This is a genomic window from Streptomyces sp. NPDC043746 (genome assembly GCF_056436485.1).
In genome coordinates this window covers 1-23,895 of the sequence record NZ_JBWKCM010000027.1, presented here as the reverse complement: position 1 = coordinate 23,895, position 23,895 = coordinate 1, and the positions used below count along the sequence as shown (strand labels likewise).

Below are 23,895 nucleotides of genomic sequence, written 5' to 3'. Positions count from 1 at the left end.
GGGGGGGAGGGGGGGGGGGGGGGGCCCCCCGCCCCCCCACCCCCCCCCCCCCCACCACCCCCCCACCCCGCGGGAACCGCCCCCCCCACCACCACCCCCACTAAGCCGACGGCGAGTCCACCCCGGACGTCATCCGCGACCGGGAGGAACTCGCCGAACAGGTCCGCGCCCTGGGCGAGCTGACGGCGATGGCGGCCACGTACGGCTGTGACGTCAGCCGTCCCGCGGCCACCGCCCGCGAGGCCGTGCAGTGGCTGTATCTCGGCTACCTGGCCGCCGTGAAGGAGCAGAACGGCGCGGCGATGTCGCTCGGCCGGACCTCCACCTTCCTGGACGTCTACCTCCAGCGCGACCTGGAGGACGGACTCCTCGACGAGTCGGGCGCCCAGGAACTGATCGACGACTTCGTCATCAAGCTCCGTATCGTCCGCTTCCTGCGCACCCCCGAGTACGACGCGCTGTTCTCCGGCGACCCGACCTGGGTGACGGAGTCCATCGGCGGCATCGGTGCCGACGGCCGCACGCTGGTCACCCGCACCTCCTTCCGTTTCCTGCAGACCCTCTACAACCTCGGCCCCGCTCCGGAGCCGAACCTGACCGTGCTGTGGTCGTCGCGGCTTCCGGACGGCTTCAAGGAGTTCTGCGCCCAGGTGTCCATCGACACCAGCGCCGTCCAGTACGAGTCGGACGACCTGATGCGGGTGCGCACCGGCGACGACACCGCGATCGCCTGCTGCGTCTCCGCCATGGCGGTGGGCAGGCAGATGCAGTTCTTCGGAGCCCGCGTCAACCTCGCCAAGGCCCTGCTGTATGCCGTCAACGGCGGTCAGGACGAGATGACCGGCGACCAGATCACCCCGAAGATGCCGCCCCTGACCGGTGAGTACCTCGACTACGACGAGCTGTCGGCCGCGTACGACCGCGTCCTGGACTGGCTCGCACGGACCTATGTCGACGCGCTCAACGTCATCCACTACATGCACGACAAGTACGCCTACGAGCGCCTGGAGATGGCGCTCCACGACTACCCCGTCCACCGCTTCCTGGCCTGCGGCATCGCCGGTCTGTCCGTCGCCGTGGACAGCCTGTCCGCCGTCAAGTACGCGCGGGTCAGGGTCTTCCGCGACCGGACCGGTCTGGCCGTCGACTTCCGGACCGAGGGGGAGTTCCCCGCGTACGGCAACAACGACGACCGTGCCGACAGCATCGCCGTCGACCTGGTGGAGTCCTTCATGGCGAAGGTGCGCGAGCACCCCGCCTACCGCGAGGCGGAGCACACCCAGTCCGTACTGACCATCACCTCCAACGTCGTCTACGGCAAGCACACCGGAAACACCCCTGACGGCCGGCGCGCCGGACAGCCCTTCGCCCCCGGCGCCAACCCGATGAACGGCCGCGACAAGCACGGAGTGGCCGCCTCCGCCCTCTCCGTGGCCAAGCTGCCCTACGACGCCGCCCGGGACGGCATCTCCCTGACCACCACCATCACCCCCGAGGGACTGGGTCACGTCCCCGGGGAACGCGCCGGCCACCTGGTCGGCATCCTCGACGCCTACGTCTCCGCGGGCGGCTTCCACATGAACGTCAACGTGCTGGACCGGGCCGTGCTGGAGGACGCCATGGAGCACCCGGAAAAGTACCCCGAGCTGACCATCAGAGTCTCCGGCTACGCGGTGAACTTCGTCCGTCTCACCCGCGAGCAGCAGCTCGACGTGATCAGCCGCACCTTCCACGGGGCACGGTGAGCACCGGGACGGCCGGCCGGATCCACTCCTGGGACCTGTCCACCGGCGTGGACGGTCCCGGGACCCGGTTCGTGCTCTTCGTGAGCGGTTGTCCGCTGCGCTGCCTGTACTGCGCCAATCCCGACACCTGGCACATGCGCGACGGGCGGGAGGCCACCGTCGACGAGCTGATGGCGGAGATCGGCACCTACCGGGACTTCGTCACCACGGCCGGGGGCGGGGTCACCCTCACCGGGGGAGAACCCCTGCTCCAGTCGGCCTTCGCCGGGACGCTCCTGCGCCGCTGCAAGGAGGCAGGCCTGCACACGGCCCTGGACACCTCCGGATTCCTGGGGGCCCGGGCGTCGGACGAGCTCCTCGCCGACACCGACCTGGTGCTCCTCGACATCAAGTCGTTCGACACCACCACCTACGAGAAGCTGACCGGCGGCGCACTCGCTCCCACCCTCGATTTCGTGACCCGTTTGGAGCGGCTGGGCAAGCGCGTGTGGATCAGGTACGTCCTGGTGCCCGGCTGGACCGACGACGAGTCCGCCGTCGACGGACTTGCCGCGTTCCTCTCCGGCCTGGGCTGCGTGGAGCGGGTCGACGTGCTGCCGTTCCACAAGCTCGGCGCCGCCAAGTACGACGCGCTGGGCCTCCCGTTTCCCCTGCGTGACGCGCCTGTCCCCGACCCGGCGCTGGTGGACCGGGTGAGGGGGCAGTTCCGCGAGCGCGGGCTCGCGGCCCACTGAGGCGGACGAAAGTGGGGCCGACCGGCCCTGGTCCGGGCCGTCCGGGAGGATGAGGATGCCAGCACAGGACCAGGCACACGAGGAGCGGGCGATGGCGCACAGCGAGCAGGACGGCAAGACGGGCAGCCCGATCAGGGTGTTCCTCCTGGACGACCACGAGGTGGTACGTCGAGGGGTGCACGACCTGCTGGAGGACGAGCCGGGCATCACGGTCGTCGGGGAAGCGGCGACGGCGGAGCAGGCCCTGGTGAGGGTCCCCGCCCTGCGGCCCGACGTGGCCGTGCTCGACGTGCGCCTGCCCGACGGCGACGGGGTGACCGTCTGCCGTGAACTGCGCTCGACGATGCCGGACCTGGCCTGTCTGATGCTGACCTCCTTCGACGACGAGGAGGCACTGCTGGACTCGATCATGGCGGGAGCCGCCGGCTACGTGCTGAAGCAGATCCAGGGATCGGACCTGGTCACCGCCGTGCGGACGGTTGCCCGCGGCCAGTCGCTGCTGGACGCGAGCGCCACGACCAAGCTCATGGCACGGCTGCGGGGCGGCCAGCCGGCAGAGGAGCCGGAGATGCTGCCGGGCCTGACCGACCGCGAGCGGGAGATCCTCGACCTGATCGGTGACGGGCTGACCAACCGGCAGATCGGACAGCGGCTGTACCTCGCGGAGAAGACGGTGAAGAACCACATCTCCCGCCTGCTCGCCAAACTCGGCGTGGAGCGCCGCATCCAGGCCGCGGTCATCGCCACCCAGGCCCGCGACCGCATGCGTCCCGACGGGCGCTGAGGCGACGGCCCGGCCGACGGGCCCGTGCGGCTGCGACATCCCTCGTCCCGCTCCTGCTCGAGCCGCTACTGTGGTGGTGCACGGGAGGGCTGCCGACAGGCGGTGTGGCGTTGGAGGAGCAGCTGGTGGAGAGCGCCGAGGGAGCCCGTGAGGCACGGGTACGACTGCCGCAACTGCGACTGGACGAGTTGCTGGAGGAGCTCCAGGCCCGGCTGGACGCGGCGCGCGGCACCCGGGACCGGGTGCACAGCCTGCTGGAGGCCGTGCTCTCGGTCGGTCGTGAGCTGGATCTGGAGCAGGCGCTGCGCAGCATCGTGGAGGCCGCGGCGGCGCTGGTCGACGCCGAGTACGCCGCGCTCGGTGTGATCGGTCCGGACGGCAGACGGCTGTCGGCCTTCCACACGGTGGGTGTGGGCGAGGAGCAGATCGCACGGATCGGTTCCTACCCGGAAGGCCACGGCATCCTGGGCGAGCTGATCCGCCACCCGGAGCCGTTGCGTCTGCGCAAGCTCTCCGAGCACGCGGCCTCCTACGGCTTCCCGGCCCACCACCCGCCGATGAACACCTTCCTCGGCGTCCCCATCCGGGTGCGTGACCACGTCTTCGGCAATCTGTACCTGACGGAGAAGCGCGGCGGGCAGCAGTTCGACGAGGACGACGAGTCGGTACTCGCCACGCTGGCCGTGGCGGCCGGCATCGCGATCGACAACGCCCGCCTCTACGAGGAGTCCCGGCTGCGTGAGCGCTGGCTGCGGGCGAACGCGGAGATCACCCACACGTTGATGTCCGGTGCCGACCAGGGCGGGGTGCTGCCGCTGATCGCGGAGCGTGCCGGGGACATCACCGCGTCGGCCCTGAGCGTGGTAGCCATGCCGGTGAGCGGGACGGACACTCTCGCCGTGGACATCGCGATAGGCCAGGAGGCCGACGCATGGCGGGGGGTCGTCCTGCCGGTGGACGGCACTTTCGTCGGACAGGCGTTCGTCCACCGGGCGCCTGTCAGCACCGCGGACATCGCCCGCGACTTCCCCCTCCCGACCGATCCGCCGCGCTTCGAGGGGCTGGGGCCGGCCGTCGCCGTGCCGATCGGTTCCCGCGACGAGGCCCAGGGAGTGGTCCTGCTGGTCCGGCAGTCGGGTGGCCGCGAGTTCACCGAGCAGGAGACGGAGTCGCTCCAGGTCTTCGCCGCGCAGGCCGCCGTCGCGATGGAGCTGGCGGAACGCCGCCAGGACGCCGAACAGATCACGCTGCTGGAGGACCGCGACCGGATCGCCCGCGACCTGCACGACCTGGCCATCCAACGGCTCTTCGCCACCGGCATGACGCTGCAGAGCGCCGGACGGCGCGTCCAGGACGACGTGGCTTCCGAGCGGATCCTGCGGGCGGTGGACGACCTCGACGAGACCATCAAGATCATCAGGTCGACGATCTTCGGCCTCCGCACCCGCGAGGACGAGACCGCGCCGGGCCTGCGCTCCCGCGCCGTACGCGCCATCGGTGAGGCAGCTCCTCTTCTGGGCTTCGCCCCCAGTGTCCGTATGGAGGGCCTGCTCGACACGCACGTGCCCGGCAGGACTGCCGACCACGTCATGGCCGTCCTCACGGAATCCCTGACCAACATCGCCCGGCACGCCCGTGCCGACCGCGCCGACGTGGTGCTGGACACCGACGGCAAGCAGGTCCGTCTGACGGTCACCGACAACGGCGTGGGCATCCCGGCCGGAGGCCGCCGCAGCGGCCTGGCCAACATGGCGGAACGCGCGCGGACGCTCGGCGGCGCCATGGAGCTGGAGAGCCCGGGAGGGAAGGGGGCGCGGCTCGTGTGGCACGCCCCACTGGGACAGTCGCCGGACACCGTGTAGAGCCGACCCCGCCGCGCGGCTCGGCGCGACCCGCCCACAGGGGCCGCCGGGCGCGCCCGGACGCCGACCTCCGACGTCCGTCGGCACGAGATCCCCGCACCTGCGCGGGGACTTTCGGCGGTCCGTCGGCCTGCCCGGCCTCCGCTGATCTCCGGCGCGCCACCCTCGGTCTGCGAGCCCGGTCCGTACGGGCCGTCACGGTCGGTCGAGTGGCGGGCGGTTGCCCGCTTCCGCCCCCACCGCGGATACCGCGGGGCCAACGGCACGATGCCGCACGGGCGTCCGCCGAGAGCGCCCCCTGAGGACACACGACCCGGGCGCCCCGCCGACCAGTGAGGGCGGCCGGGGCGCCGTGCGCGCTCGCCCTGCCCCCCGTCACGGTCCGCGGACGGCTGTGGGCCGAAGGGCCCTCGCCGGGAGGCCGGTGGTCCTCCCGTACGGCCCTCGCACGGGTACGTGCGGCGCCGCGGCGCGGACCTGTCGGCTCTGCCGGGGAGGAGCGGCGGGAGCCAGGCTGGGGGAGACCGAGAAGGAGTTGCCATGAGTGGTCACACGACCAGCGGAGAAGTCGACGTCCAGGTGCGCAACCGAGGACAGGTGCCGGCCGGGGCGGAAGCCTATGCCCGGAGGAAGATGCTCGTGGTGACCGGCCATGTGAGCGAACCGGTCCTGTCGGCGCAGGTGAAGCTCACGCAACCCGCCAACGCTTCGGCGGCCCGTCCGGCCATGGCCCAGGCCGTGGTGGACGTCAACGGCAGGCCGGTGCGGGCGCAGGTCGCCGCGCCCACCGTGTTCGAGGCCGTGGATCGCCTGCAGGAGCGCCTGAGCGCGCGCATCGCCCGGGTCCGGCGGCACGGGACGCGAGGACCGCGTGGTGGCGGCGCGGACGATGCGACGTGGCGGGACGGCCCGGGTCATGAGCACCGCCCGCACCGCCGGCAACTTCCCGCCGAGGAGCGCCGTGTCATCCGGCACAAGTCCTTCAGCCTGGCCCGGCAGACGCCCGAGGACGCCCTGATCGACCTGGAGGCCATGGACTACGACTTCTGGCTCTTCACCGATTTCGCCTCGGGCCACGACAGCGTGGTCTACCGGGACGCGGCCGACGGTCGGCCCCGTATGGCGTCGCTCGGGACCGCCGGCCGACCCCGGGACTTCGATGGACCGCTGGGCCTCAGCACGGTTCCCGTCCCCGCCAGCGACGTGGACGAGGCCGTCCAGCGGCTGCGCCTGACCGGTCTGCCCTTCGTCTTCTTCCACGACACCGGCTCCGGCCGGGGCAGCGTGCTCTACCACCGCTACGACGGCCACTACGGACTGATCACCCCCGCCCTGTAGCGGAACCGTCGACCCCGCACCACCGCACCACCGCACCGCCGCCTTCCGGCCCTCCCGGGATCGGACAGCCAGCGGCCGGCGGCCCGGGCGCCTCCCGGGCCGCCGACGCGCCCTTGCCTCGCCCTGCCGCCGCTCCTCGACCGGACGCACCCCGTTTTCGGAGGAAACCATGCCACCACGTACCGTCATCGCCGCTGTGGACGGCTCGGCCGAGTCGCTCGCCGCAGCGGCGTGGGCCGCCCGAGAGGCCCGCTTGCGCGGGCTGCCCCTGCGCCTCCTCCATGCCCGGGAGGACCGACTGCCGCTCCTGATCCCCGCACTGCCGGGGGGCAGCACCACCACCGGCGACGGAACGACCATGACCCGGCACGGGGTGGAGCGCGTCCTCGCCGAGACGGCCGACCGGCTGGGGGAGGAGTTTCCCGGCCTCGACGTGGGCGTCGAGCAGGCCGTCGGGCGCCCCGCGGAGGTGCTGCTCTCCGCGACGGAACGGGCGGAAGTCCTGGTGATGGGTTCGAGAGGGCTCGGCGTCCTCGGCGGTTTCCTGGCCGGATCGGTGTCCATGCCCGTCATCGCGCACGCAGAGCGTCCGGTCGTCGTCGTGCGGCCCGGCGGACCGGCCGAGCGAGCCGGGGTCGGCGGCAGCGCCGCCGACCGGGAGCGCCTCGACGTGGTCCTCGGCCTCGACCTCTCCCGGCCGTGTGCCGAGCTGATCGGCTACGCCTTCGAAGCCGCCGCCGCTCGCGCGGTCGTGCTGCGGGTCATCCACGGCTGGAACGCTCCGGCCGTCTTCGACTACGACCCCGCAGCCGCCGACCCCGGCCACCGTGTCGCCCGGGGACTGCGCGAGGCGAGCGCGCTCACGGACGTACTGCGGCCCTGGCGCAGCACGTTCCCGCAGGTCGAGGTGGTGGAACAGTGTGTCGTGGGCAAGGCAGCCCACCACCTCGTGGACGCTTCGGCGGATGCCTCGCTGCTGGTGCTGGGACGGCGTACACGCCGCACACCGTTCGCCCCGCAGGTCGGGGCCGTCACACACGCGGTGCTGCACCACGCCACGGCTCCGGTGGCCGTGGTCCCCCACCGCTGAGCGCGTACGGTCGGCCACGCCGGTCAGCGCGGACGCCGGCGCCGGTCGTCTCCGCTCGCCCGGCACACCGACTCCCCGCGGCGGCCCTGGTGGCGGTCGCGCGTCCACCGCGACCCGAGACCGGTTCGAGGCCCATCGGCCGGCGAGACCGGGGCCGCCCAGGCCCACACCAGGGACGATCGGCCCCCCTGCCGCACGCCGTCCCCGTGTGAGGCTCACACCACCACGTCGTCGTGTCCGCTGAGGTCTCCCCGTCAGCGGCAGCAGAAGGAGGCACCATGTCCGGCACCATCACCGTAGGAATGGACGGGACCGACCACGCCTCGGCCGCGGCGGACTGGGCGGCCCGGGAGGCGGAACTCCGGGGGGCGGCTCTGCGCCTGGTCCACGCCTGGATCTGGCGCCCCACCGACGTGGTGTACGTCGGAGACCGGGCGGCCGAAGAGCGCTGGGTGCGCACCATGCTCGACGAGGCCCGGTCCCGCGTCGCCGGGCGGCACCCGGCCCTGGACATCACGACCGAGCTGATCGTCGACGATCCGGTCCCCACCCTCCTGGCGGAAGCCGCACGCGCCGACATGCTGGTGCTGGGATCGCGCGGATACGGCACCCTGGCCGGCTACCTGCTCGGTTCCGTCTCGATGAAGGTGCTGCGCCACGCGGCCGGGCCGGTCGTCATGGTCGGGGAGCCGCGTTCCGCCACGCCCCGGCAGGCTCAGGAGGTGGTGATCGGCGTGGAACCCGGGCAGATGGGTGACGAGGTGCTGCGGTTCGCCTTCTCGGCCGCGGCCGAACGCGGAGCCACCCTGCGTGCCGTGCACGCCCGCAGCGTTCCGACGGCCCTCGCCTGGAGTCCGGGTTCGCTGTACGTGGTCGACAGGGCGAACGGAGCCGAGGAGGTCGACAGGCAGGCACTGGCCCAGACCCTCAAGCCGTGGCGCGACACGTATCCGCAGGTCGAGGTCGTCGAACACGTCGAGACCGGCTCGGCCTCCGAGGTCCTGCTGTCCCACGGCGACCGTGCCGCCCTCGTGGTCGTCGGACGGCGCGGCCACGAGGCCGGCCTGCGACGTCTCGGGCCGGTCACCCACGCCGTACTGCACCATGCCACGGCCCCCGTGGCGGTCGTGCCCCACGACTGTCCCCCCGGGTAGGACCGCCGCCGGCGCCCTCTCGCCGTACGGACGAAGGCGCGCGGCAGGGGATCTCAGCCCCCGCTGCTCCACGCACCTGAGGGGGCGCCGGACGGCGCTCGCCGAAGCCGTGGCCGAGCGGCAGCGGACCGGGCGGAGTCCCGGCAGGCGAGGGCGCTCACCGGCTGACGGAGCCGAGGGGCTGTCCGTCTCCGCCGCGCCGTGGTCGGTCCGACACGATGCCTTCCTCCCCCTGACCGCTCCGGCCGGAGCGGTCAGGGGGAGCGCCGACTCGCGCCCGGCGAGCGGCACCGGGTGTACCCGCCCGGTGCCGCTCGCCGGGCGCGGTTGCGCCCGTCCGCTCCCGGTCGTGCCCGTCCGCTCCCGGCCGTCCGGGGCGACGTATGACGGCGGCCGAGCGACCCCGGGCACCGGAGGGCCGGTCATCCGCGCGGATGGGGCCGGTCGGCCCCGGCGAGGGACCCGGCGGCCCCTGCTGCGAGAACCTGCCGGACGCGACGCTGGAACCAGAGCATCCGGCACCGGAGGAGACATCATGGCCCGCACGATCACCGTAGGACTCGACGGCTCGGCCGAGAGCGCAGCCGCTGCGCAATGGGCGGCGCGCGAGGCGAAGCTGCGTGACCTGCCGGTCCGGCTGATCCACGTGTGGATGCCGGTGCCGGAGCCGATGGCGCAGGCTCCGCTCCTGGGAGCGGAGACCCACCAGCACTGGACCGAGCGGGTCCCGCGCGAGGCCGCCGAGGGGCTGAGCCTGCGCCACCCGGGTGTGGAGGTGAGCACCGAGCAGCGTACCGGGACGCCGGCCCAGGCCCTCGTGGAAGCCGCCCGCGACGCGGAGCTGCTGGTCCTGGGGTCCCGGGCACTGAGCGGGCTCGGCGGATTCCTCGTGGGCTCCGTCGGACAGTCCGTGATCGCCCGTACCGAGGTGCCCGTCGTCCTGGTACGCGCCGGGGAACAGGCCACCGACGAGCACGTCGTGGATCCTGCCGGCGTTCCGTCCGACACCACCGCGTTCCGGCCCGTCGTCCTGGGCCTGGGGAGTCCCGACGACACCGTCATCGCCTTCGCCTTCGAGGAGGCACGGCGCCGGGAGACCGCCCTGTACGTGGTCCAGGCCTGGGACACGTGGCCCTACGCCGTCTACACCATCGGGCCGGGCTTCGAACACCACGAGGAGTTCACCCGGAAGCAGGCTGACGCACTCGCCGGGACCCTGCGCCCCTGGCGGCAGAAGTACCCGGAGGTCGAGGTCGTCGAGATGTCCCGCCCGGGCAGCGCCGCCACCCACCTGATCGACGCCTCCCGTGACGCCTCCCTCGTCGTCGTGGGCCGGCGGGTACGCCGTAACCCCTTCGGCACCCACATCGGTGCCGTCACCCATGCGGTGCTCCACCACGCCACCGCCCCCGTCGCCGTCGTCGCACACGAGTGACGCACATCCGGAAACCAGAGAACGAGGACATCATGAAGGCAGCGGTCGTACGCGCATTCGGTCAGCCCCTGGTCATCGAGGAACGCCCCGACCCCGAGCCCGGCCCCGGCCAGGTCCGCGTCCGCGTCGAGGCGTCCGGGCTGTGCCACACCGACATCCACGCCGCGCACGGTGACTGGCCCGTCAGACCCACCCCGCCCTTCGTGCCCGGTCACGAAGGCGTCGGCCTCGTGGAGAAGCTCGGCGAGGGCGTCACCCATCTCGCCGTCGGGGAAAGGGTCGCCGTGCCGTGGCTCGGCAGCGCGTGCGGGCGGTGCGAGCACTGCCTGTCGGGGTGGGAGACGCTGTGCGAGAGCCAGGTCAACACCGGTTACGGCTGCGACGGCGGCTACGCCGAGAAGATGCTGGCCCGGGCCGACTTCGCCCAGCCGGTGCCCGAGGGAGTCAGCGCCGTCGACGCCGCCCCGCTGACCTGCGCGGGCGTCACCACCTACAAGGCCCTGAAGGTCGCCGGTGTCCGGCCCGCACAGCTCGTCGCCGTCTCCGGTGTAGGTGGTCTCGGCCATCTGGCGGTGCAGTACGCGAAGATCGCCGGCGCCACCGTGGCCGCCATCGACGTCACCGACGAGAAGCTCGAACTCGCCCGGGAACTGGGCGCCGACATCCTCATCGACGCCCGTACACAGGACGTCGGTGCGGAGTTGAAGCGGCACGGCGGCGCCCACGCCGCCCTCGCTCTCGCCGTCAGCCCCGCCGCCTTCGAAGCGGTCAACTCGGGCCTGCGGCGCGGTGGGAAGCTCGTCATGGTGGCCCTGCCCGCGCACGGCACCATCCAGGTCCCCATCTTCGACACCGTGCTCAACGGCACTTCGGTGATCGGCTCCATCGTCGGCACCCGCCAGGACCTGGCGGAGGTCTTCCAGCTGCACGCGGCCGGCCGGACGAAGGTCGTCCAGGAGACCCGCCCGCTCACCGCCGTCAACGAATCGATCGACGAGGTCCTGCGGGGCCAGGTCAAGGCCCGCATCGTCTTCGACATCGGCGCGGGAGGCCGAGAGCGATGAACCTGCCCCTGGTCGTCGGCGTCGACGGCTCCGAGCCCAGCCTGCGGGCCGTCGACTGGGCGGCCGACGAGGCCGCCCTGCGCCGGGTGCCCCTGCGGATCGTGTACGCCTCCCTCTGGGAACGCTACGAGGGGCCCGCGCTCGCGCCGGAGGTCGGCAGCTCGTCCGGGCGGGTCGCCGCGGGGGACATCCTCGCCGCCGCGGCCCGGCGGGCGCTGCGCCATCATGCCGAGCTGCCCGTGACGACCTTCGACGTGGTGGACGAGCCGGAGAGCGCCCTCGTACGCGAAGGCCGCGACGCGTCCGCCCTGGTCGTGGGCACGCGGGGCCGCAGCGGGCTCGCCGATCTGCTTCTGGGCTCCGTCAGCCTGACCGTGGCCGCGCAGGCGGACTGCCCGGTCGTCGTGGTCCGCGGCAACCACGGCAACCGCGCTGTCGGCGGACGCCAGGAACACATCGTCGTCGGCCTGGCCGACGCGCCGACAGCGGCCGTGCGCTTCGCCTACGAGGAGGCGAAGCGGCGCGATGTCCCGTTGGAGGCGGTACGGGCGTGGCGGTGCCCCCTGCACGAGACGGTCGACCACCCCCTGATCACGGGTGACCCCGAGCGTCTGCACGAACGACGGGCGGCCGAGGAACTGGAGGCCGCGCTCGCCGAGGTTCCCGGCGAGGTCCGACTGCGGCGGCGCACGGTGGAGGGCCCCGCCCGCAGGGTCCTTCCGGCCGCCTCGCGAGGCGCGGGCCTCCTCGTCGTCGGCCGACGACGAGGAGGCCGTTCGGGGCCCCGTCTCGGACGGGTCGCCCACACGGTCCTGCACCACTCCGGCTGTCCTGTCGTGGTCGTGCCCGAGGCGAGGTGAGGGCGAGCCCCCTCCGTGGAGGAGGGGGCGGGAGGGACGTCGGCGGGACCGCACCAGGGTCCCGCCGACGTCCTGTGTCCTGTGTCCGATGACGCGTCCGTCGACCTCGGCGGGCGCGGCTCCGCGCGGGGCCGCTCGCCGTCCCCCGTGACTCGATGGCAGGGGCCCGGCCGCCGGGGAGGTGTGCGTCGGGAGCGGCGGTCCCGCTCCGGACGACCCACAACCGGTCCGGGGACCGGCCCTCTCCGAGAGTGCGGGCCTACCCCGAGCGAGCGGGCCCTCCCCGAGCGGGAAGGGAGCCCCTGCGCCCCTACTCTCGTGCGTCCGGTGCCGCCTGCCCGGATCAGGGCACCGGCGCGGCACGGCGCGGTGAGCGCTTCGTACCGGACGGGCGCGGGCCGGTGAAGCGGGTGATGACGGGGCCGGTCACGGCGAGCAGGAGGACGTAGGCGGCGACCAGGGCGCCGAGCCGGTCGTGGCCGGTGCCCATGAGGCCGATGATGACGATGGAGAACTCGCCCCGGGCGATGAGCGCGGTCCCCGCACGCAGCCGGCCCCGGCGTCCCACTCCTTCTCGGCGTGCCGCGTACCAGCCGGACGCCACCTTCGTCGCGGCGGTGACCACGGCCAGGAGCAGGGCGACCGGAAGTACCGGCAGCAGCGAGTCGGGCGGGATCGACAGGCCGATGGCGAGGAAGAAGACGGCGGCGAACAGGTCGCGCAGCGGGCTCAGTACCTTCCGTGCCCGGTCGGCGGCCTCTCCTGTGAGTGACAGTCCGACCAGGAAGGCGCCGACCGCCGCCGAGACGTGAACGGTCTCCGCGAGGGCCGCGACGACCAGTGTCACGCCCAGGACGCGCAGCAGGAGCTGCTCCGCGTCCGGGTGCGACAGCAGGCGCCCCAGGTGATGGCCCCACCAGTAGGACAGGGCGAGCGCGGCCGCGACGGCGCCCAGGGCCAGCAGCACTCCCAGCAGGGCCTGCTGCCAGGTCCCTCCGGCGGCCACCACGGCGAGCAGCGGAAGGTAGGCGGCCATCGCGAAGTCTTCCAGCACCAGCACCGACAGCACGGCCGGGGTCTCCCGGTTGCTCATTCTCCGCAGGTCGCCCAGGAGCCGGGCGATGATGCCCGAGGAGGAGATGTAGGTCACCCCGGCGAGCGCCAGGATCCCTCCGGCGTCCAGCCCGAACAACCATCCCGCCACCGCGCCGGGGGTGGCGTTCAGTACGAGGTCGACCCAGGCCGAGGGCAGATGGCGGCGCAGACTGACCGTGAACTCCGGCACCGTGAACTCGAGCCCGAGCACCAGCAGCAGAAGGACGACGCCGATGCCGGCGCCGGTCTCCACGAAGGAGCCCGCTGCCGGGACCGGGGCGAGTCCTCCCTCGCCCAGCGCCAGGCCCGCCAGGAGGTACAGCGGGACCGGGGACAGCGCGAAACGTCGTGCCAGCGTCCCGAGCAGACTCAGGAAGGCGAGGATGACGCCCAGCTCCAGCAGCAGGGCGACCGAGATACGCATCCCCTCAGCCCCGCACGAGCTGTTCCACCGCGGCGATCCCCTCGCGGGTCCCGATCACCACCAGGACGTCCCCGGCACTCAGCACCTTCTCCGGGCCGGGGGACGGGATGACCTCCTCACCACGCACGATCGCCACGATCGACGCGCCCGTCCGTGTCCGTGCCCTGGACTCTCCCAGGGGGCGGCCGACGAACGGGGTGCCGACGGGCACCTCGACCTGCCCGGCGCTGAGCCCGGGCACCTCCTTGGTCAGATCCGCGAACCGCTCGGCGATGCGCGGTGCGCCCAGGATCCCGGCGACGACGTCGGCCTCCTCGCCGGTGAGCCGGAACACGGCCCGCGCCTGGTCCGGGTCCCCTTCTCCGTAGACCGCCAGCTCGAAGTCACCCGAGCGGCGGGCGACCACGCCGATCCTGTCGCCTTCCCGGCTGACGAACTCGTAGAGCAGCCCCACACCGGGCAGCAGAACCTCGTTGACGTCCACCCGAAACCATCCCGTCCGTGTTGGGAGCCGTGGTCGTGCGGCTCGATACGCCGACCGCTGTGCCCTGGGTGTTCGGCATGTGGGGACGGCAGCTCAAGCACCGGCCCCTCCCGGCGGCGGAGGCCCACGGGTCACTCTTCCTCCCGTCGCGCGGGGGCGGACAGGGCCGACCGGCCCCGATGTCGGCCTGTCGGCCCCCGGGCGCGACGCGGTGGCCGCGCCGAGAATGGGATCAAGGGGCCGCGTGCCGGTGGCGTCCAGGACAGGAGAGCGCAGTGATCGATCCGGTGATCGTAGGAGTGGACGGTTCCGCTTCCAGTCTCGAGGCGGTCGACGTGGCGGCTCGGGAAGCGCGCCTGAGGGGAGCCCCGCTGCGGATCGTGCACGCCTTCGGCCATGCGCCGGGCCACCTGCCCGCCGCCGGCCCGGCGTGGAGCTCCGCCGACCACGGTCTGGAGCCGATGGTCCAGGGGGTGCCGGCCGATGCCGAAGCGCGGGCGCATGCGGCGGCGCCGGGCGTGTCCGTCACCCGGTCGGTGGTCGCCGGGGAGGCGCTGGAGGTGATGGAGATCGAATCACGGTCGGCGTCCTTGGCAGTCGTCGGCAGCCGGGGGCTGAGCGGGTTCTCGGGGCTGCTGCTGGGCTCGACCGCCGTGCACCTGGCCGCGCACGGTCACTGCCCGCTCATGGTGGTGCGAGGCCGCCCCGATCCGGCCGGTGCGGTGCTGTTGGCCGTGGACGGCTCCGAGGCAGGTGGGGCCGCGGTGGAGTTCGCGTTCGCCGAGGCGGCCCTGCGTGGGGCGCCGCTGGTGGCCCTGCACGTGTGGAACACCTGGAGCGAGCGCGCCTACGAGGGTCCCGGCGACCCCCTCAACGCCATGGTGGTGGACAGCGAACGGCTCCGTGAGGCCGAGCAGCGCCTGCTGGACGAGACGGTGGCCGCCTGCCGGAAGGAGTTCCCGCAGGTCAGGGTGGAACGGCGGCTGGAGCGTTCCCGGATCCGTGCCGCCCTGATCGATGCGAGCCGCGACGCCCAGCTCGTCGTGGTCGGCGCCCGGGGACACGGCGGTTTCACCGGCCTGCTGCTCGGCTCGGTCAGCCAGGCCCTGCTGCACCACGCCTACTGCCCCGTCACCGTGGTCCGCGGCCGGGGATGACCGTCCCTCAGCCGGCCCCGGCCGAGAGCGGAGTGCCGGCATGACCGTCAGTTCGGGCGAGGCCCCCCGGAGGGGTGAAGGAGGAGCTTTCGACCCACTGCGGGAGCAGCCTGAGCCGGACGTGCTCCTGCTCGTGTCCTGCCGACGGAAACGTTGCTGACCGTGGTTGTTTGGGGAGGTGATCAGCAGAGTTCGCGCCCGTGTTCTGCCTGCCTCCCAGCGCCGGTCGCTGGACGAGCTGACCGAGGATCTGGACCTGTCGTCCGGGGACACCACGTCCAAGCGTTCGGCCTTCTGGACCATGTTGGCGCTGTCGTCGGTCATCGCGGTGGGGGGAGTGCTCACGGATTCGACGGCCACCGTGATCGGCGCGATGATCATCGCACCGCTGTCCACGCCGATCATGGGTATCGCCCTGGGATCGGTGCAGCGCCGCCGCACCGGGTCGGCCAGGACCGTTGTCCTCGCGTGCCTGCTGGTGATCGCGGTGGGGATGGGCATGTCGGTGGTCCTCCCCGGTGACTACGACCTGTTGGCCAACAGCCAGATCTCGTCGCGGACATCGCCGGGCCTGATGGACCTGATCGCCGCCCTGGCGACCGGCTTCGCCGGCGCGGTGGCGCTGGCCCGCCGGGACGTCGCCGCCGTGCTGCCCGGGGTCGCGATCGCGATCTCCCTCGTGCCCCCTCTGGTGGTGGTCGGTGTGTGCCTGGGACAGCTCTCGGGGTGGTTGGCGCTGGGCGCGCTGGTCCTGTTCGTGTCGAACCTCTTCGCCCTCGTCTTCGGCGGCATCGTGGTGTTCGCCTCGCTGGGATACGCCGCGGAGGCCGACAGGAAGGCCGGACGGCCGGCCCGTAGCACCTACGCCGCCATGGCCCTGTTGTTCGCCCTCGTGTTCGTCCCGCTGACGGCCAACACCGTGGTCACCCTGCTGCTCAACGTCTGGACCGGGCGGACCATGACGGTGGCGCAGCAGTGGCTCGCCGACGAGCCGGGCGCGTCCGTCACCAGCGTCGACGCGACCTCTCGGACGATGTACATCCACGTCCGCCTCCCCGGGGACCTGCCACCGGTGGAGTCCCTGCTCCGACGGCTGGAGGGCCGGATCCCCGACGGCATCCCCGTCGTGGTGGACGCGTCCCGCGGTCGGCGCATCAATGCCGGAGTGGTCGGCGACTGAGTGCCGGGCCGGCTCCGCCCAGCGCCCGGTGGGCGGTCGGCGTCGAAGGGCTGTCCCGCAATCCCTGGTGGATCAGCGCGCGGCGTCAGATGCGGCGCATCGCAAGGCGGAGGGACGTCCGCATACTGGATGTATTCGGGCGTTCCGACAACGCGGCGAGGCGCCGTAGCTGGCGTCGTGCGCCCGCCAGGGATTGCGGGACAGCCCTGAGAGCCACGGGGCTCGGCCGTTTTCGCCGCGTCCTCTCCCGGGGGCCTCGCGGTGCCCGGACCCCGAGATCCGACACGGTCGTGGGCTGGAGGAAGGAAGCGCTGGCCACGCTCGAACGGCCGGGGCTGTCTGCCGTGCGAGGGGACCGTACGCGCCGACGCTGACCTGCCTCGCCGGCCGCTGGCCCTGGACCGGCGTGATCACCGATGCCCTGCAACGGCTCGCGGCCCTGCCGGACCCTGGCCGACCAGCAGCGTCGTGTCCCTGAGAGCAGCACCACCGCAACCGGAGCCGCGGAACCCGGCGCCCGCCCGACGCGTCAGCCGGGCCGTGAGCCCGCCCCGCCGCAGAAGAACCCGCTCCGGACGAGCCGAAAGGGTCCGCCAGCAAACTGACAGACCCTCATGCACGATCAAGTCAGCCCCGGGCGTATCACCGGAACCTCATGGCCGGGGAGCTGGTAGCCGATGCGCCGTGGGAAGAGCCCGTGAAGTAACCCTGGCATTGCTGAAATAGCGCAAAAGCCCCGGTCGAGGGCTGTGTTATGGCCGGATTCGTTCGGCCGCTAGAGGTCACCCCTTTCTTTTGTTAAAGTTCTGACCGTATGTTGTGGGTGTGGTCACGCGGAGGGGGAGTGAATGCGTGTCCTTGTGGTCGAGAGTGAAGAAGATCAGGCGGAATTACTGACAGGCGGCCTGAGAAGGCACGGCCACGACGTCATCGCGGTGGCTTCCGGGGCGGAAGCCCTGAATGCAGCGGAAGATGTCGATCTGGTGCTGCTCGATCTCGGCTTGTCCGATATTGACGGTATAGAGGTCTGCCGTCGCATTCGGGCGGCTGGTGACACTCCGATAATATCTTTCGCCGACAAAGCCGCCGAACTCGACAGAATTCTTGGTCTCCAGGCCGGTGCCGACGACTGTCTTGAGCGGCCGTATTCCTTTCGTGAGCTGATAGCGCGCATCGACGCCGTCATGCGGCGGTTCGACGGTCAGCGCAGGCCCCTGCTCTCCCGGGGCGGTCTCAGCCTCGACAGTGAATCCCGGAAGGTCGGGCTCTACGGGCGGGCGGTCGAACTCACCCGCAAGGAGTTCGACCTGCTGCACTATCTCGCCAGCCGTCCCGGTGTGGTCGTGTCCCGGCAGCGACTGATGGTCGACCTCTGGGGGCATCCCGCCGGGGCGGGGCTCAGCGCGCAGGCGAGCCGGACGATCGACACCCACGTCAGCTCGATACGGAGCAAGCTGCGGGAGAGCGGGTGGATCCTGACCGTCCGGGGCGTGGGCTTCCGCTTCTGCCAGGACTGAGCCCCGCCGAGGGTTCGACAGGCTGTCAGGCATCGGACGGGGATGTCAGCAGCCGGTCCAGGACGCCGGGGTCCTGGATGACCGAGGCGGGTGCCCCGCTGTCCACGACCAGCGTGGGCACGCCCCTGACGCCTCGCTCCCGTGCCGACCGTTCGTCCGCGCGGACGTCCTCGGTGAACTCCGTGCCCCGCAGCATCCGGCGGACCGCCGACGGCTCCAGTCCCGCCTCGACGCCCAGTTTCTCCAGCACCTCGTGGGAGGCGATGTCGAGCCCCTCGGTGTGGTAGCCGTGGAGCAGCTGTTCCAGTACCTCGTCGGCCAACCCGTGGGCGGCGCCCAGCCGGACCAGACGGTGCGCGTCGAAGGAGTTGACCGGCCGTGCCTTGTGCAGGTCGAGCCGGAGCCCCTCGGCCTCGCCGAGCGCCTGGATGTGCCGGACCCGTGCGGCTGCCCGCTCCGGAGTGGGCTGGTACTGGGCGATGACCTCCGCCGCCGTCGGACCCGCCGTCGGGCTGCCCTCCGGATCGAGTTCCAGGCTGCGCCAGACGACCTCCGCGTCCTCGCGTCCGGCGAGCGCGGTCGTCAGCCTCCTCTTCCCGATGTAGCACCAGGGGCACAGGATGTCGAAGTACACCTCGACCTGCATGAGCGAGGTCTCCTCTCAGTCGGTGACCGGCGCCGGGGCGGCGGAGCGGTCGTCGGCGGGTGTCGGGTCGTCGTCGGCCGGCTTGCCGCCGCGCCGCCGCAGGGTGAGCGTGAGCGCGGAGAGGGCCAGCAGGATGGGGATCAGGATGAGCGCGTGTACGTGCAGGCTGTGCGTGAACGCGGCGCGGGCGGTGTCGGCCAGCGCGGTGCCCACCGCCCCGGGGAGCTGCTGCGCGGCCTCCAGAGCGGCGGGCAGCGTCTCCCCGGCGGGCCCGGCGAGCCCTGCCGGTACGCCGTCGGGGAGACGGTCCGCCATGTAGCCGCCGTAGACGGCGGTGGCGACGCTGCCCAGGGTGGCGATGCCCAGCGCGCCGCCCAGTTCCGCCCCCGTCTCGGAGACGGCCGAGGCGGCGCCGGCCCGTTCGGCCGGTGCGGCGCCGACGACCAGGCCCGTGCCCAGCGCCATGAAGGGCGTGAGGCCGGCGAAGAGGAGCAGCGAGCCGGCCACCACGAAGCCGGGACCCCCGTCGACCTGGGTGAGCATGACCGGTCCGAGGACGGCCAGTGCGGCACCCGCGCTCATCAGCACGGCGGGCTGGAAGCGGGCGGCCAGCCCCGAGACCCACAGCGCCACCACCGTGCCGCCCACGGCGGTCGGCAGCTGCCAGAGACCGGCCTCCAAGGGCTCGAAGCCCAGCACCAGTTGAAGGTACTGCGAGGTGAGGAGGCTCGTTCCGAAGAGGAGCATCCCGACCACGATCATCCCCCCGGCCGGGACCGCGAACGCGGGGATCCTGAAGAGGGAGAGGTCGAGCAGCGGCGTGTCGAGCCGCCGCTGTCGCCGTACGAAGAGCGCGCCGACGACCGCACCCGCGGCGATGGCGCCCAGTGAGGACGGCCCGACGCCGTCCGCCGCGAGACTCTTGATCCCGTACACGATCGCGAGCGGTGTCACCAGGGACATCGCGACGCTGACGAGGTCGATCCTGCCGGACCCCGCCGGGCGGAACTCCGGCACCAGGAACGGCACGGTGAGCACCAGCACCAGCATGGTCGGTACGGCGACCAGGAAGACCGAGCCCCACCAGAAGTACTGCAGGAGGACACCGCCGACGAGCGGACCGAGGGCGCCGCCGCCCATGAAGCTCATCATCCAGATGGTGATGGCGAGGGTGCGCTGGGCGGGATCGCGGAAGAGGTTGCGGATCACGGAGAGCGATGAGGGCGCGAGGGATGCCGCGGCGACGCCCTGGATCGCCCGTGCGGCGATGAGCATCCCCGCACTGTCCGCGTACGCCGCGAAGATCGAGGCGCCGGTGAAGGCGACCGCCCCGGCCAGCAGGATCCGGCGGTGCCCGAGCCGGTCGCCCAGGGTGCCCATGGTGATCAGGGCACCGGCGACCATGAAGCCGTAGATGTCCGTGATCCACAGCAACTGGGGGCCGCTGGGCCCCAGATCGCGGCTGAGCGTCGGCAGCGCCAGATAGAGCACCGACATGTTCATCATGACCAGGACGGCCGGAACGCCCAGGACCGCCAGCGCGGTCCACTCCTTGGCCCCGGCCCGCTCCGGCGGGCCGGGAGACGCGGCCCTCATCGGCCGGAGTCCGGCTCACCGACGGCGAGCAGGGTCTTGCCCACGGTGGCCCGTGCCTCGATCGCGGCGTGCGCCTCGGCGGCCGACGCGAGCGGGAAGACCTGGCCGACGACCGGCCGCAGGACGCCGTCCGCCGCGAGCCGCAGCGCCTCACCGATGTAGGCGTGGGTCTCGGCGGGGCCCGGTCCCGCGAAGAGCCCGAGAGTGCGGATGCGCCGGGCGGCGAGGTCCTCCTCGTCCAGCTCGGAGTCCGCGCCGCTCGCCATGCCGTAGAGGCTGATGCGTCCACCGGTGCCCAGGGCGCCCGCCGCCGCGGTGCCGATGGCTCCGCCCACCCCGTCGAAGACGACGTCGAGATCCCCGCCGGCTGTCTCCCGGACCTGGCGGATCCACTGCTCCTGGGAGTAGTCGACGAAGGCGGCGCCGAGCGAGACGACGAGCTCGGCCTTGCGCGTGCCGCGCGCGGCGCCGATGACACGGGCGCCGGCGTGCACGGCCAGTTGGACCAGGAGGCTGCCGAGACCGCCCGCGGCGGCCTCCACCAGGACCCGTTCGCCCGGCTTGACCTCGGCCTGCCGGAACAGCAGGAGGGCCGTGCGGCCGTCGGCCAGCAGCGCGACCGCGTCCTTGAGGTCGAGGCCGGGCGGAACCGGCACCACCTCGTCGGCCCGGGCGAGGGCCCGCTCGGCGTAGCCGCCCTCCCCGCCGGTGGTGGTCACCACGGTCGTACCGACCAGGGCGGGGTCCACGCCCGGCCCCACGGCGGCGACACGGCCGCCCACGCCGTTGCCCGGGACGCGGGGGAGCGGTGGACGGCCGAAGGGGCCGTTGCCCGAGCGCACCTGCGTCTCGACGAAGGTGACGCTCGCGTACGCCACGTCGACGAGTAACTGACCAGGTCCCGGCACCGGATCCTCGACACGTCGAGCCCGCAGGACCTCCGGTCCTCCGAACTCCTCCATCACCACGGACAGCACGGTGCCTCCAAACGGATAGCTTCACTTCGTTTGGAATGTATAACGGAGTGATTCGCTTCGCAAGTGGCTACGATGGGCCCATGGCCCGAAGAGCTCCCCGATACGCAGAAGCCGAACGCAACGACCGCGCCCTCCTGGAGGCCGCCAGGAAGGTCCTCGCCATGGACGGTGCCCACGCCTCCGTGGCGGCGATCGCCGCCCGTGCCGGTGTCGGCATCGCCAGCCTCTACCGGCGGTACCGCACCAAGGAGGAGCTGTTCCAGCACCTCTGCGCACTGTCGCTCGGCCAGTGGATCCAGGCGGCGGAGGAGGGGCTCGCCCAGGAAGACCCTTGGGAGGGGCTCGTCCACTACGTCACCGCCGCCATCGAGTTCAGCGCCGGTGCGCTCGGCCCGCTGGCCGGCACGATCGAGATCACCGACGAGATGGCCGCCAAGTTCACCAGGTCCGACGAGCTGACGCGGGCTCTGGTGGACCGGGCCCACGAAGCCGGGGTGCTGCGGGCGGACGCCACGACCGTGGACGTCTCCCTGCTCGTCGAGCAGTTGGGCAAGTCGTCCCTGGTCGAGCAGTTCGAGGGGCGGGGCAGGGCCGACCTGGCCGAGGCGGCGGGCAACGCCCGCCAGCGCGTCATCGCCATCGCGCTGGACGGGCTGCGGGCCGGTCACGGCTCCCTGCCGGGCAGCCCGCCCGGCCCCGATCTCCTCGCCGAACGCTGGTAGCGCGGCCGGGGCGGGCGGCGGGCCCCGCGGCCCGTCAGGCGGCCGGGTGCGGACGCCGTTCGCTCAACGCCCGTACGACGTCGGCCTCGTGGTAGTACGTCCGGCCGTTCCGGCTCCGCCGCCGCCAGGCGCCCTGGCTCGCGAGCCGGTAGACGCTGCCGGACGGGACGCCCCACAGCCGGGTGATGTCGGAGGCGGTGAGCCACGCGGTCCTCGTCGGGGGCGGAGTGAGGGGTGCGGGGTGCGTCGCGGCGGGCGTCGCCGTCATCCGCCGCCTGAGCGCCATCAGTTGCCCGCCCGTCCAGTGGTGCGCCGGATCGACCCGGCACCGTACGGCAGGTGCCGCGGCGGAGTGCGGATGGATCAGGGACTGCAGTTGTCCCGCGCACCCCGGCTCGGGGCAGGGGCCGACCACCACCAGGCGGCGGTCACGGTCCAGGTCCGCTGCGCGTGCGGCCCGGCGGGCGGCCGCGTTCAGCTCGTGGGAGGCGTCCACGACCGCGCTGTGCGCGGCCAGCCAGCTCCAGTGACGTACGAGGAAGGCTGCCAGGGCTTCCACGGTGCGATCGGGGCCGGGCACCTGCCTGGCCTCGGCGACGAGGCCGGCCCAGGAGCCGAGGAGCGTCAGGATCTCCCGGCGCGCGTCCGACGCGTGCGTGTTGAAGGGGAGTCCGGGAGTCCCGCCCCCCGAGGTGCGTTCGCGGGGGCCGCTGACGCTCCTGCTGCCGTCGAGCAGTTCACCGCAGGTGCGGTAGAGCATGGGCAGCCGCCGGAGGTCGGTGAGGAGTGCGCCCAGGCAGTCGGGGCAGAGGAGGGCTCCCTTGGCGACGGTTCTCCGTCCGCGTCCCTCCCGGGTCTCACGCCGACGGCAGCCGGCCCCGGTGCAGAGGTGGTACGACCGGACCGTTCGAGTTTCCCGGGAATTCAAGGCTTGTTTCCCCTTCGTGAAATCTTACCGGCTTCTGGACCGCGGCGGTCCGGCCAGCCTAAAAGCCTGCGGTGAGTCCGGGCAAGGCTGTTTTGGTTTACTGGCGCGACCGCCCCCCGGGTAGCCGGAATCTCTGCGGGTTTACGATTCCTTGACATTGTCTTGTTGGATTCTTAAAGAATCACCATTGACGTGGGCGCGGCTTGCGAAGAGGCTGTTGGCTACGTTCCCCAGGCATGTGCCCGGCCCCCGGTCCGCGACGCGGATCGATGCGGGTGTCAGGGGCGCTCGTCTCTTCTCTCCGACCGTTTCCGCAGGTGAACACCGTGTATCGGGTCTGTGTCGGCCGAGTTTCGGTATGCCTGTACCGGCCGGGGCCGGCCCTGCCGGGAAGCCCATCTCTGTCCGCATGAAAGGACACCCATGTCTTCCGGAAACAAGAGCTTCGACCTTGCCGACCTGAAGCGAATTCTCAAGGAGGGGGTCGGGGCCGACGAAAGCGTCGACCTCGAAGGTGACATCCTCGACGTGGATTTCGAAGCGCTGGGATATGAGTCACTGGCCATGCTGGAGACCGGCACGAGGATCGAGCGCGAGTTCGGCATCACCCTCGACGACGAGACGGTCACCAAGACCGCCACCCCGCGTGCTCTGATCGAGGCGGTGAACGCCCAGCTGGGCTCCGTCCCGACCGTCTGACCCGCACACGGCGCATCGTCACCGCGCCGAACACCGCCGGTGAGGAGGATCGGACCGGAGATGAGGGCCGGCTGCGGCGGCCCTCACGATCGTCCGGCCATCCCGGGAACCGGCCCCCGTGGCAGCCCGAGCAGTCGCCCCCCAGAAGTGGAGTGTGCCGTGCCGACAGCCGAGAGCCGCCCGCCGACCGTCCGCGATCACCGCGCGGTCACCGATCTCCGCGACGAACTGCTGGCCCTGCGCGAGCAGGCCCGGCGCGGCCCCAGCGAGCGTGCGACCCAGGCGCAGCACGCCAAGGGCAAGCTGACCGCCCGCGAGCGCATCGAGCTGCTGCTGGACGCGGGCTCGTTCAGCGAGGTCGAGCAGCTTCGCCGCCACCGGGCCACCGGGTTCGGTCTGGAGGC

21 protein-coding genes and 1 pseudogene are annotated in these 23,895 nt (G+C 72.3%); 16 read left to right on the top strand and 6 right to left on the bottom strand.

The genetic code is table 11. From position 1 onward, the window contains the following. Positions 1-116: 116 nt before the first annotated feature. The 10 genes and pseudogenes from AC0682_RS25025 to AC0682_RS24980 all read left to right on the top strand — a co-directional run. Positions 117-1,745 (top strand): annotated as a pseudogene (locus AC0682_RS25025) (pyruvate formate lyase family protein); the annotation flags it as partial. Then, positions 1,742-2,479 (top strand): pyruvate formate-lyase-activating protein, encoded by a 738-nt coding sequence (pflA, locus tag AC0682_RS25020; protein WP_478535200.1) that lies wholly within the window; start codon positions 1,742-1,744, stop codon positions 2,477-2,479. The pseudogene AC0682_RS25025 and the gene pflA, both read left to right, overlap by 4 nt. Positions 2,480-2,570: 91 nt before the next feature. Further along, positions 2,571-3,263 (top strand): response regulator, encoded by a 693-nt coding sequence (locus AC0682_RS25015; protein ID WP_478535270.1) that lies wholly within the window; start codon positions 2,571-2,573, stop codon positions 3,261-3,263. 125 nt (positions 3,264-3,388) lie between these two features. Continuing rightward, positions 3,389-5,125: a GAF domain-containing sensor histidine kinase gene (locus AC0682_RS25010; RefSeq protein WP_478535199.1), complete on the top strand. Its 1,737-nt coding sequence runs from the start codon at positions 3,389-3,391 to the stop codon at positions 5,123-5,125. 540 nt (positions 5,126-5,665) lie between these two features. Beyond that, the gene (locus AC0682_RS25005; protein ID WP_478535198.1) at positions 5,666-6,463 is read left to right on the top strand and encodes a sigma 54 modulation/S30EA ribosomal C-terminal domain-containing protein; all 798 of its coding nucleotides are present in this window, start codon (positions 5,666-5,668) and stop codon (positions 6,461-6,463) included. Between the two features lie 169 nt (positions 6,464-6,632). Beyond that, entirely contained in the window at positions 6,633-7,553 is a 921-nt protein-coding gene (locus tag AC0682_RS25000; RefSeq protein ID WP_478535197.1) for a universal stress protein, read from the top strand. A 278-nt stretch (positions 7,554-7,831) separates the two neighbouring features. Beyond that, complete coding sequence (locus AC0682_RS24995) at positions 7,832-8,707, top strand: universal stress protein (protein WP_478535196.1); 876 nt, start codon at positions 7,832-7,834, stop codon at positions 8,705-8,707. 535 nt (positions 8,708-9,242) lie between these two features. After that, on the top strand, positions 9,243-10,142 hold the full coding sequence (locus AC0682_RS24990; protein WP_478535195.1) for a universal stress protein: 900 nt from the start codon (positions 9,243-9,245) through the stop codon (positions 10,140-10,142). Between the two features lie 32 nt (positions 10,143-10,174). After that, positions 10,175-11,206 carry a zinc-dependent alcohol dehydrogenase gene (locus AC0682_RS24985; protein ID WP_478535194.1) on the top strand — a complete coding sequence of 344 codons (1,032 nt, stop codon included), beginning with the start codon at positions 10,175-10,177 and terminating at the stop codon, positions 11,204-11,206. After that, positions 11,203-12,066 carry a universal stress protein gene (locus tag AC0682_RS24980; RefSeq protein ID WP_478535193.1) on the top strand — a complete coding sequence of 288 codons (864 nt, stop codon included), beginning with the start codon at positions 11,203-11,205 and terminating at the stop codon, positions 12,064-12,066. Before AC0682_RS24985 ends, AC0682_RS24980 begins: the two co-directional genes overlap by 4 nt. A 343-nt stretch (positions 12,067-12,409) precedes the next feature. Here AC0682_RS24980 and AC0682_RS24975 read toward each other — a convergent pair whose 3' ends face one another. Both AC0682_RS24975 and AC0682_RS24970 read right to left on the bottom strand, forming a co-directional pair. Beyond that, positions 12,410-13,585 (bottom strand): cation:proton antiporter, encoded by a 1,176-nt coding sequence (locus tag AC0682_RS24975; protein WP_478535192.1) that lies wholly within the window; start codon positions 13,583-13,585, stop codon positions 12,410-12,412. Positions 13,586-13,589: 4 nt separating this feature from the next. After that, a complete protein-coding gene (locus tag AC0682_RS24970; protein ID WP_478535191.1) occupies positions 13,590-14,069 on the bottom strand; it encodes a cation:proton antiporter regulatory subunit in 480 nt (159 codons plus the stop codon). Between the two features lie 287 nt (positions 14,070-14,356). On the opposite strand from AC0682_RS24970, the gene AC0682_RS24965 reads away from it, so the two are divergent. The 3 genes from AC0682_RS24965 (at position 14,357) to AC0682_RS24955 (ending at position 17,923) form a co-directional block, all read left to right on the top strand. Then, on the top strand, positions 14,357-15,226 hold the full coding sequence (locus AC0682_RS24965; protein WP_478535268.1) for a universal stress protein: 870 nt from the start codon (positions 14,357-14,359) through the stop codon (positions 15,224-15,226). A 178-nt stretch (positions 15,227-15,404) separates the two neighbouring features. Then, complete coding sequence (locus AC0682_RS24960) at positions 15,405-16,406, top strand: TIGR00341 family protein (protein WP_478535190.1); 1,002 nt, start codon at positions 15,405-15,407, stop codon at positions 16,404-16,406. A gap of 848 nt (positions 16,407-17,254) precedes the next feature. After that, positions 17,255-17,923 (top strand): response regulator transcription factor, encoded by a 669-nt coding sequence (locus tag AC0682_RS24955; protein ID WP_478535189.1) that lies wholly within the window; start codon positions 17,255-17,257, stop codon positions 17,921-17,923. A 25-nt stretch (positions 17,924-17,948) separates the two neighbouring features. Here the strand turns inward: AC0682_RS24955 and AC0682_RS24950 are convergent, their stop codons facing one another. The 3 genes from AC0682_RS24950 to AC0682_RS24940 are packed head-to-tail and all read right to left on the bottom strand — an operon-like array spanning position 17,949 to position 21,142. Beyond that, the gene (locus AC0682_RS24950) at positions 17,949-18,569 is read right to left on the bottom strand and encodes a DsbA family oxidoreductase (protein ID WP_478535188.1); all 621 of its coding nucleotides are present in this window, start codon (positions 18,567-18,569) and stop codon (positions 17,949-17,951) included. Between the two features lie 15 nt (positions 18,570-18,584). After that, positions 18,585-20,165: an MFS transporter gene (locus AC0682_RS24945; protein ID WP_478535187.1), complete on the bottom strand. Its 1,581-nt coding sequence runs from the start codon at positions 20,163-20,165 to the stop codon at positions 18,585-18,587. Continuing rightward, on the bottom strand, positions 20,162-21,142 hold the full coding sequence (locus AC0682_RS24940; RefSeq protein WP_478535186.1) for a zinc-binding dehydrogenase: 981 nt from the start codon (positions 21,140-21,142) through the stop codon (positions 20,162-20,164). Before AC0682_RS24940 ends, AC0682_RS24945 begins: the two co-directional genes overlap by 4 nt. A gap of 80 nt (positions 21,143-21,222) precedes the next feature. On the opposite strand from AC0682_RS24940, the gene AC0682_RS24935 reads away from it, so the two are divergent. Continuing rightward, positions 21,223-21,864 (top strand): TetR/AcrR family transcriptional regulator, encoded by a 642-nt coding sequence (locus tag AC0682_RS24935; RefSeq protein WP_478535185.1) that lies wholly within the window; start codon positions 21,223-21,225, stop codon positions 21,862-21,864. 34 nt (positions 21,865-21,898) lie between these two features. On the opposite strand, the gene AC0682_RS24930 is transcribed toward AC0682_RS24935, so the two are convergent. Further along, entirely contained in the window at positions 21,899-22,792 is an 894-nt protein-coding gene (locus AC0682_RS24930; RefSeq protein ID WP_478535184.1) for a helix-turn-helix domain-containing protein, read from the bottom strand. Between the two features lie 423 nt (positions 22,793-23,215). Between AC0682_RS24930 and AC0682_RS24925 the strand changes: the two genes are divergently transcribed. Both AC0682_RS24925 and AC0682_RS24920 read left to right on the top strand, forming a co-directional pair. Then, entirely contained in the window at positions 23,216-23,491 is a 276-nt protein-coding gene (locus AC0682_RS24925) for an acyl carrier protein (protein WP_478535183.1), read from the top strand. A 60-nt stretch (positions 23,492-23,551) separates the two neighbouring features. After that, positions 23,552-23,895 (top strand): carboxyl transferase domain-containing protein (locus AC0682_RS24920; RefSeq protein WP_478535182.1); only part of this gene is annotated, 344 nt, incomplete at its 3' end.